Annotated in this window: 11 protein-coding genes and 1 pseudogene; 9 read left to right on the top strand and 3 right to left on the bottom strand. The window is 47.5% G+C overall.

Going from position 1 to position 8,034, the window contains the following annotated elements:
- The 4 genes and pseudogenes from ACFO8Q_RS18255 to ACFO8Q_RS18240 all read left to right on the top strand — a co-directional run.
- A pseudogene (locus ACFO8Q_RS18255) lies at nucleotides 1–270 on the top strand (DesA/ISL3 alpha bundle tail domain-containing protein); the annotation flags it as partial.
- The gene (locus ACFO8Q_RS18250) at nucleotides 270–1,385 is read left to right on the top strand and encodes an S-layer homology domain-containing protein (protein ID WP_380027655.1); all 1,116 of its coding nucleotides are present in this window, start codon (nucleotides 270–272) and stop codon (nucleotides 1,383–1,385) included. The pseudogene ACFO8Q_RS18255 and the gene ACFO8Q_RS18250, both read left to right, overlap by 1 nt.
- Entirely contained in the window at nucleotides 1,372–1,524 is a 153-nt protein-coding gene (locus tag ACFO8Q_RS18245; RefSeq protein ID WP_380027653.1) for an S-layer homology domain-containing protein, read from the top strand. The genes ACFO8Q_RS18250 and ACFO8Q_RS18245 overlap by 14 nt, the downstream gene beginning before the upstream one ends.
- Nucleotides 1,525–1,776 carry an S-layer homology domain-containing protein gene (locus ACFO8Q_RS18240; protein WP_380027651.1) on the top strand — a complete coding sequence of 84 codons (252 nt, stop codon included), beginning with the start codon at nucleotides 1,525–1,527 and terminating at the stop codon, nucleotides 1,774–1,776. It abuts the gene before it with no gap.
- Nucleotides 1,777–1,823: 47 nt separating this feature from the next.
- Here ACFO8Q_RS18240 and ACFO8Q_RS18235 read toward each other — a convergent pair whose 3' ends face one another.
- Both ACFO8Q_RS18235 and ACFO8Q_RS18230 read right to left on the bottom strand, forming a co-directional pair.
- Complete coding sequence (locus tag ACFO8Q_RS18235) at nucleotides 1,824–2,459, bottom strand: YcnI family copper-binding membrane protein (RefSeq protein ID WP_380027649.1); 636 nt, start codon at nucleotides 2,457–2,459, stop codon at nucleotides 1,824–1,826.
- A gap of 34 nt (nucleotides 2,460–2,493) precedes the next feature.
- Nucleotides 2,494–3,750 (bottom strand): copper resistance CopC/CopD family protein, encoded by a 1,257-nt coding sequence (locus ACFO8Q_RS18230; RefSeq protein ID WP_380027647.1) that lies wholly within the window; start codon nucleotides 3,748–3,750, stop codon nucleotides 2,494–2,496.
- A 129-nt stretch (nucleotides 3,751–3,879) separates the two neighbouring features.
- On the opposite strand from ACFO8Q_RS18230, the gene ACFO8Q_RS18225 reads away from it, so the two are divergent.
- From ACFO8Q_RS18225 to ACFO8Q_RS18205, 5 genes are all read left to right on the top strand, one after another.
- Nucleotides 3,880–4,716, top strand: coding sequence for a sensor histidine kinase (locus ACFO8Q_RS18225; protein WP_380027645.1), 837 nt, complete (start codon nucleotides 3,880–3,882; stop codon nucleotides 4,714–4,716).
- Nucleotides 4,717–5,379, top strand: a complete 663-nt coding sequence (locus ACFO8Q_RS18220; protein WP_380027642.1) for a response regulator — start codon at nucleotides 4,717–4,719, stop codon at nucleotides 5,377–5,379.
- Between the two features lie 101 nt (nucleotides 5,380–5,480).
- Nucleotides 5,481–5,939 (top strand): tRNA (uridine(34)/cytosine(34)/5-carboxymethylaminomethyluridine(34)-2'-O)-methyltransferase TrmL, encoded by a 459-nt coding sequence (gene trmL, locus ACFO8Q_RS18215; RefSeq protein WP_380027640.1) that lies wholly within the window; start codon nucleotides 5,481–5,483, stop codon nucleotides 5,937–5,939.
- 49 nt (nucleotides 5,940–5,988) lie between these two features.
- Nucleotides 5,989–6,717 (top strand): HAD family hydrolase, encoded by a 729-nt coding sequence (locus tag ACFO8Q_RS18210; protein ID WP_380027638.1) that lies wholly within the window; start codon nucleotides 5,989–5,991, stop codon nucleotides 6,715–6,717.
- Nucleotides 6,714–7,217, top strand: coding sequence for a metallophosphoesterase family protein (locus ACFO8Q_RS18205; protein WP_380027636.1), 504 nt, complete (start codon nucleotides 6,714–6,716; stop codon nucleotides 7,215–7,217). Before ACFO8Q_RS18210 ends, ACFO8Q_RS18205 begins: the two co-directional genes overlap by 4 nt.
- A gap of 359 nt (nucleotides 7,218–7,576) precedes the next feature.
- On the opposite strand, the gene ACFO8Q_RS18200 is transcribed toward ACFO8Q_RS18205, so the two are convergent.
- Nucleotides 7,577–7,873 carry a recombinase zinc ribbon domain-containing protein gene (locus tag ACFO8Q_RS18200; protein ID WP_380027634.1) on the bottom strand — a complete coding sequence of 99 codons (297 nt, stop codon included), beginning with the start codon at nucleotides 7,871–7,873 and terminating at the stop codon, nucleotides 7,577–7,579.
- Nucleotides 7,874–8,034: the final 161 nt, after the last annotated feature.

Genomic DNA, 8,034 nt, shown 5'->3' with positions numbered 1-8,034 from the left:
AGAGCCCGGGCCAACCTCAAAGCCAAACACCGGCTCCTGAACCCCCAGACGGCATCGCTGCCTACCGAAAAGCAGCCGGAGTTACAAGAAATCTTGAGCTATTCGCCGCTTTTACAGCAGGTCCACGCCTGGAAAGAAGCGCTTGGGGAATGGTACGACTGTACACCCGATGCCAAAGTAGCTGCTATCTGGTTCGAACGCTGGCTGGAACAAGGCGAACGTTTGCAGCATCCGGCGATCGCCGCCTGCATCAAAACGATGCGAAACTATTGACGGATGCAGCGGCGAAAGAGTTAATTCGCCTTACGGATTCACGTGGGCAATTGGTTCCGTTCACAACAAATTGGAAGAAAAATACACGCTCTATTCAGATTAACCCTACCATGCAATTGGTTGGGAATCAGACTTATGTTGTGGAGTTTAAACCAAAGACGGTAATAGATACTGCGAATAATGTAAACGGATATTTTCGAAGCACATTGACAACAGAGAATTACCCGATCGTTATTCAACCGCCGTTACCAATGCCGATAATCGAGCCAGAAGCAGCAATACAGTCAAGTCCGTCGCCGATAGCCCAAACAAATACTTCAACTACCGCTACAGTGTCTTCGACTGAAACAGTAAGTTTTGGTGAAGAAGTTACGACACCGAGTGATGCAACTCTCACTGATGCAATTAATGAATCGCAATCCGACGACAAGATCACGCTTCAAGCAGATTCGACCGATACGAAGATAGCCTTGTCATTTAGTCAAGTGAATCGACTGGGAACAATCGGAAAATTATTGGAAGTTAAGATATCTGAAGTGACTTTCAAGGTAACGCCGAACAGTCTCAAAATAGGTGACCCTACTGTAAGCCACATTTTACTCGGCGCTGAAGTTGTCAACGATTCGGTCAAAAACAATCTGATTTCAAAAGCAAACAACCGGGAAAAATTCATTGTGATGGGCAAGGATATCTATCATTTATCTGTATCTGCTATAACAAAAGAGAAAACAGAACGAGCGGCAGGATACTTTAATGAGAAAATTTCAGTATCCCTGCCTATACCGGAAATGGTTAAGAGTGTTGCGGCTAAAGGATTGTTAAAGGTTGGTCGATTTAATGAAATCACCAACTCTTGGGATGAGGTGGCAGGTCAATTTGATTTGGCAACAGGTAGGTACCTATTCGAGACTGAGAAGTTCAGTAATTGGACGATTATGCTTCCGGTAAGATCTTTTACCGATACGGTTGGTCACTGGGCGAATAAAGAAATTGAATATATGGCTAGCAACGGTATGATTAACGGAATTGGATATGGACAGTTTTCACCCGACACTCCTATTAAACGAGCGGAATTCGTTGCTATTCTGGTAAACCTTATTGAATTTGAGTAATGAGGCGATTGTTCCATTTAAGGATGTTTCGACTCAAGATTGGTATTACGAAAGTGTCAGTCGTGCATATGATGCTGGGCTTGTCAAGGGAATTGACCCCGATCACTTTGCTCCAAACGCTCGGATTACGCGGGAATAAATGGTTGTTATGATTTCTAATGTCTTAGGTTCTAAGAATGTACCAATGAAAACAACAACTTCAGATTCAGCAGACTTTAACGATCATTCCAGAATTTCAAGTTGGGCTAAAGAGGCTGCAGATAAAGCAGTAAGAGTAGGAATTGTAAAAGGTAAACCAGATGGGGACGGAGTAAAATTTGCTCCCCAAGACAATGCAACCCGCGCGGAAGCAGTTGTGATGCTTAGAAAACTGTTTGGTGTGTTGAATTAAAAGAAGTTATAAGCCCCTATCCCAAACGGATAGGGGCTTATTTGTTCTTACGCTTTTTTCCGGAAAAGGCTGATTAACGCAACCAACAGGGCTGCCCCGGACAGGATCAACGCCCAAGTATTGCTGCTCGAAGCGGAAGCGGTCCCGTCTGTGGTGGCTTCCTTATTTTGACCGGCCGCGGATTCTTTCTTTTCCCCGTGCGGATCATCTTTCTTTGTGGCTTCTTTCAGCGTAACTACCGGGGCGGGAGTTTTGGATTCGGGTTCGCCTGTCCATTCCACGACAGAACCGTCCGCATAGGTTTGATAGGCTTTCCATGCCAGATTACCGGGTTCTTTCGGATTTTTGCCGGATATTCCAAATTCCATAAATTCATTCGGTTTGATCCCTCCGTCTGTGGCGGTCCAGGTAATCGCTGTAAAACGTCCTTCCGAATCTTTTTCAAACTCGTAGTTCCAGCCTGGAACGGGCATCACTGTGCTGACTTTCACACCTTGAGGAAATTCGAGGCGCACTTTGGTGGTGTTTAGGTCTTTTTCTACCGGAACACGGACAGTATACCGCTGATACGAGTCCGCCTGAGATTCTTTTGGCCATACTGTTACATGGGCACTTGCGGTGCCGGCGAATGCTAATAACGTACTTGTTACAATAACAGCAGAGAGCATTTTTTTACCTATCATGGAATAAGTTCCTCCTCGTAATAGATCCGAATTATTAGGGTATTGGGTAATTTGATTGGCTCATCCAGATTCCAGCCAATACGGCAAGAATTCCAGCAATCCATTCCCATCTAAGCAGAGCTTGTGAGACAGCTTGACCGTCTCTTTTCCACTGCAATGTGTGTTGGAAAGCAAGAATCAGCATGAATAAAAGAAGGCCTATTTTCAACCACAACAAAACACTCCATGTCAAGCTTGCCCCCAGAACTGCCTCCCACCCTGTTTGAATAGTGACCATCACAATTCCGCTAATCATCGTCAATCCTGCCGAAGCCATAGCGATCCGGACAAAAAATGGGCGAAGCCTCAAGCGATCGATCTGTTTCTTATTGTGTTTCTCCCAGTACAATGCGAGACCCAGGTAACTCAGCGAGCCCAACCAGGCGGCTAATGCAAAAACATGCAGCATTCGTGAAGTCAAGGAGAGCCAGCGGGGTTCGATCCCCCATGCATGCCCTCCAAACGCTAATGATCCAATCAGCAAGGCCCAGATCAGAAGATACCAACTGGCTCCCATTTGAGGCACTGCAAGAAGCAAAAGAAGCAGCGAATGCACTGCGAGCATTCCGACAAACGGAATCTGGCTGAGCAAGGACCAATTCCCTTTTTGGAAGATGGAAGAAAAAAATGACTCCGGAAGGGAGGCGGTATAACAAAACCACAGTGCGATCGTGCCGATTGCCAGAGTACCCAAACCCATACCGGATCCGCGCTTGAGGATTTGTTCCCAGCCGGAAAATCCGCGCTTCTCAGCGAGCAGAGAAATCCAATACAAGCCGCCTCCCAGCAAGAGAATCCCTTCAACCAAATAACGAAGGATGATGATCAGGGAATCAGACAATCCACCCGACGCGTCCTTTGTTGGCAGTTGGTCAACAGGAGTTTCTTTTCCGATCGAAAAGGAATACGAATCGGTGACCGGGTGCCCATCTTCTGAAAGGACACTCCAATGGACGGTGTACGTGCCTTCCGGTAAATCCGGCAAGGCCGCAGATATTTGCTTGGTGTTACCGGGCGTTAGTTTCAAGTCTGAAAGAGGGATGGGATGTCCTTTCCAATCCTTGACTTTTAGCTCAACCGCCTCCAACTCGAGCGGTTCACTGAAGGTCAGAGTAATCCGATCCGGATTTTTATTTACGATCTCTCCACTGCCTGGGCTCATTGTAAGTAAATTTGCATGGGCAGACGCGACGGCGGTTAATAGGCAGAAGACCAGAATGAAACTGATCCACCGGGTTGTGAATCGCAGCATCTTTTCACCTGTTTCTTTATTTAATTACCCTCTCTTACTCTATCAGGAGGGGATAGAGTTTAGAATGGCCCAACCGGGCTATTTTTGTCGACCGGATTTGGTATGATAAGCTGAGATGGGGTGGCAAAAATGTCTTACAAACAGATAAAATGGTTGATTATTCTTGTCCCGACGCTGACAATTGAGATATGGGAGCTTGTCCGTCACGATTACCTGCATCCCTACATTTCCATGCATGTCGGGAATTGGCTCTCGGCTCTGGTTGTGCTGACCGTGACCTTGTTGGTGACTGCGAGGCTTTTCAGGAGAATGGAAGCCTTGCAGGAGGAATTAAACCGTGAGAAAGCCTACAAAGCCGCTTTGGTGGAAAGGGAGAGGATCGCGCGGGAGCTGCATGACGGGATCGCGCAATCCATGTTTCTCCTGTCCGTCAAAATTCACCGGCTGGAAGAGGACAACTCTGCCTGGAACAGCGAGCGGATAAAAGGACTTAAGGAAACCGTCCGCCGGGTTCATGATGATGTCAGACAGGCAATCACCAATCTGCGGCTGCCGGCACCGGCGGACTCTCCGCCGTGGACCCAATCGGTTAAAGCGATCATTCGGGATTTTGAGAACGAAACGGGCCTGTCCGTGTCATTGGAATGGGACTTGGATGGCGAATTGGAACAGCTCCTGACGCCAAAAGATAAGGTTGAAATTTTTGCTTGTCTGCGAGAAGCGTTGATGAATATTCGAAAACATGCCAATGCCCTGCATACCAGCATTCGATTCCGGAAAGAACAATCGGGCTGGTCTTTAACTGCCGAAGATGACGGGCGGGGATTTGAAGGAGATCCTTTTAATGAGCCTTCCCGTTACGGGCTTCGCATGATGCGGGAACGGGTGCAAGAAATGGGATGGCAGTTTCGACTGGATCGAAGCCATGGAGGAACCCGAATAGAGATTCGTGGAGGGGCGTCCTAGATGAGAGAATCTTTTCGCGTGCTGCTGGTGGATGATCATGAACATGCAAGAGAGGGGATTCGCGAAATTGTTTCGAGCGATCCCGCCTTTGAAATTATCGGAGAAGCGCAAAATGGAATCGAAGCTCTGGAAATGACAGAACAACTTATGCCCGACCTGATTTTGATGGATATCAATCTGCCGCTCATGGGCGGGCTTGAAGCGACAAAGTTGATCAAAGAGCGCTTCCCTTATGTCAAGATTGTCATGATCACGGTATCTGACGACATTGCAGATTTGTTTGAAGCATTGAAAAAAGGGGCGCAGGGATATCTGCTGAAAAATTTGGACCCTTCCGCGTGGCTCAATTATTTGAAGGCGGTGGCGATCGACGAAACCCCGATGTCCCGGGAGTTGGCAGTGAAGGTGTTGAACGAATTTACCCGTGCTCTTGCAACTCATGCCGGGCCTGGAGCGTCGCCGCTTTCCCAGCGGGAACAGGAAATCTTGGAGTTGGTTGCCGCAGGTCTTACCAATCGTGAAATTGCAGAAACACTTTACATCTCGGAAAACACAGTGAAAAACCATTTAAAAAACATTTTGCAGAAGCTTCATCTGGAGAATCGCGTCCAGTTAACGAGCTACGCCTACGAGCAGGGATGGATCCAGAAGAACCAAGAATAAGATGCCCGGGGTGAAATCCGTTCCGGTTGCATCGAACGGCAAGTATACAGTAAGCTTTAACTGGTTGGAAAGAGAACACTGTGAAGGAAGTCAATCACACTATGCATATTGTACTTGTTGAGCCGGAAATTCCGGCAAATACCGGAAACATTTCACGAACATGTGCCGCTACGGGAATTTCCCTGCATTTGGTCCGCCCTCTGGGCTTTTCCACGGACGACCGGCAATTGAAGCGGGCGGGGCTGGACTACTGGCACTTGCTGGACCTGCATTATCATGACAGTTTTGCAGAACTGCAGGCCAAGTACCCGCAGGGGCGCTTTTTTTTCGCTTCCACCAAAGGGATCAAGCGGTACACCGATTTCACATACCAGAAGGACGATTTTTTTGTTTTCGGCAAGGAAACGAAAGGCCTTCCGGATGATCTGATTCAGTCGAATCTCGATACTTGTATCCGAATCCCCCTTGTGGAAGGGGCACGTTCCCTCAACCTGTCCAATGCGGTGGCAATCGTTGTGTTCGAGGCGCTGCGGCAGATGGAATTTCCGAATTTGAAGTAGCGATGCTCCTGAAACAACCAGAATAAATAGAAAGCCGTGAGGAACTGTTATGCTGAATACGCTGCTGTTTGATTTGGACGGGACACTGCTTCCGATGGACAACGATGAATTCACCAGGGGGTATTTCAAACATTTGGTGCCTCATGTGGTGCATTTACTCGATCAAGAAAAGTTCATCGCCCAGCTTTGGGCGTCTACAGAAGAGATGGTTCGCAATGATGATGCGTCAAAGACCAATGAGGAAGTGTTTAAAGAAGATTTCCTCAGTAAAATCAGCATTCGGGAAGAGGATATTTGGCCGGTATTGCTCGATTTCTACCAAAAAGAATTCGGCGCTTTAAGCCATTTGGCCAGTCCCACGCCGTTGTCCCGACAGGTCGTTCAGACGGCGATTGAGAAAGGATATTCGGTTGTACTGGCAACCAATCCCCTGTTTCCTCGTTCGGCAATTGAAGCCCGCATGAAATGGGCGGGTGTGGATGACCTGCCTTTCGATCTGGTTACCACATTGGAAGAAATGCATTTTTGCAAACCAAATCCGAATTATTACCGGGAAATTCTGCAGAAAATCGGAAAAATGCCGGAAGAGTGCATGATGATCGGCAATGACGGGTACGAGGACATGGTTGCGGGCAAACTCGGCATGCAAACCTATCTGGTTACAGATTGCTTGATTGACCGGAATCTTCTGAGCGATTTTGTGGACCATCAAGGCACTATGGAGAAACTGCTTGAATTCGTCAAAAAATTGCCGGAGCCAAAAGGTGAAGCTCTGTGATTACAATCGGTGTGCTTTCCGACACCCACCTTCCCAAAAAAGGCACTGACCTGCCGGAAATCGTGCTGGAGCGGTTGAAAGGCGTGGATGCAATCATCCATGCGGGAGATTTGACCGCTCCTTTTGTCATGGAAACATTGGAACAATTGGCCCCTGTCACGGCTGTGGCCGGCAACGTAGATCCACCTGAACTGGCTTCTCTTTTGGGGTGGCAGAAGAGGATTGAAATCGAAGGATACAGAATCGGAATTACCCATGGTCATTTGGGCAAGGGAAAGTCAACCCCGGAACGGGCTTGGAATGCGTTTAAGGGCGGTAGGCAGCCAGTCCCGGTCGATTTGATTATCTTTGGTCACAGCCACATCCCCCATGAGGAATGGCGGGATGGCGTTTTGCTGCTGAACCCCGGTTCTCCCACCGATAAACGAAGGCAGCCGCATTTTTCTTTTTGCCTGCTGCACATTGGGGAGAAGATCCATGTAGAATGGGTTCTTTTTTAAAGATGGTTCGACAGAAGCTTTTTTTAGTCCGTGTATAAACGAATTAAGCCGGATAAGTAGGCTGAATTATTTAAACTCAATATTCTTAATGCTGACGATCCGTTTTTCGGGTCGTCTTGGCATTTCTTTAAACGGCGAATCCACTACGATCTTTTCGATGACTCCTGAAATCTGGTTGATAACTCTTGCTCCCGTTGTCTGTAGGTCTTTTGTCCCTCTTTAACCTCATCCAAGGGGATGGTTTCAGCTAAATACCCCTCGGTAAGACGTTTTCAGGCGTGTCTTTACCTTATCGAGTTCTTTTTCAATAGACCTGATCTCGTCTTGGAGAGATGTATCAGTTTCGGTACTTGCAACCTCTAAAGCGGAATCGGGAGTTCTGCATGTATCGTATGTGTTCGAGAAACTCTTTTTTCGATCAGCCGTTGATCCAAGTTTGGCAAATCGCACAGTTTACCGAGATGCTTACTGCTGAACCTGTAATAGTGATAATACTTTCCTTTGTGGGTGCTTTTCCCTATTAAGGGCGCGCCACATCTCCTACAGGATAAGAGGCCCGAGAAGATAAATTTACTTGTCGCTTGGCGAGGGTGAACATGACTCCGAACACCTCTGATTTTTTGTACTTGAGCGAAAGTAAATTCATCAATAATCACGGGAACCGATACATTCTTCCTGCATCCCTTTATGATAACACAGACATCGAACCATGCGCCAGAACAAAAAACACGCCGTGAACGCCGAATAGAAATCCTGCAGGAGCGTCGTCGGATCAAGAAGATCGTGAAGAAGCTGCGACCCGTCACCTTCGACAACG

It is taken from the genome of Effusibacillus consociatus (assembly GCF_042652925.1).
Lineage (GTDB): Bacteria > Bacillota > Bacilli > Tumebacillales > Effusibacillaceae > Effusibacillus > Effusibacillus consociatus.
The sequence above is the reverse complement of the archived record's forward strand: the minus strand, read 5'-3'. Positions and strand labels throughout refer to the sequence as shown.